Source organism: Oleiphilus sp. HI0132 (assembly GCF_001635845.1).
This window is the reverse complement of the sequence record NZ_LWGJ01001883.1, coordinates 1-713: the sequence shown is the minus strand read 5'-3', so window position 1 is coordinate 713 and position 713 is coordinate 1. Positions and strand designations below refer to the sequence as shown.

Sequence of the window (713 nt, the reverse complement as noted above, 5' to 3'; positions counted from 1 at the left end):
GCCATAGGCACCACCTTGCTCTCTGATCGTCCTATGTAAATAGCCATTTCTTAAAAGCCTCCCAATACAGACAAGGCTGGTGCATCATCATGACCGACAGCGACAGTAGGATAAGCCTTGGCACAGAAGTTGACTTGCGTGGACGTTAGCCAAGCTTCTTTTACGGTTTCACGTCTCTCTGTTAAAGAAAAATGACTATTCGCAGCAGGTTCAAAGTCTTTATAGGACTGATGAATAAAGCCTGCAATTTCATCAGAGACTTCCGACTCCGAGACCAGTAAGAACTGACGAGGCTGTGCTAAAACTGCCTTATGAATACTTTCCAAACCTTCAGCCAAGCTGGATAAGGCTTTACTATCGATATCGCCACTTTCAGTTGATAGCGATTCATCTAAAGCCTTCAAGGCTTTAATGCCTTGCATTCCCCCTAGCTGATAAGCGAGGTACGAGCCAGGGCTCATTCTGCTAGAGGCAACTCCCATCGCCAAGGCATGACCGCTACTGGTTACACCTTGCTCACGACGCGCTCGCATCTGAGCCACCAGTTCGCGAAGACGTTCATGCTCATCGAAACGAACGTTGTCGAGCGTTTCCTTAAGCATCTCTGTCAAAGCGACGTAGTTTCGACTAAGCGCCTTCCCTGAAAATACCAATACTCCTTTGATATCTTGAACGTCGTCAATTTCGCCCTTAACGGAGCTGTACGCTCCCAG

1 pseudogene is annotated in these 713 nt (G+C 47.7%); it reads right to left on the bottom strand.

Annotated features, from left to right (window positions below):
• Positions 1–50: 50 nt before the first annotated feature.
• Positions 51–713: pseudogene (locus A3766_RS28445) on the bottom strand (peptidase M16); the annotation flags it as partial.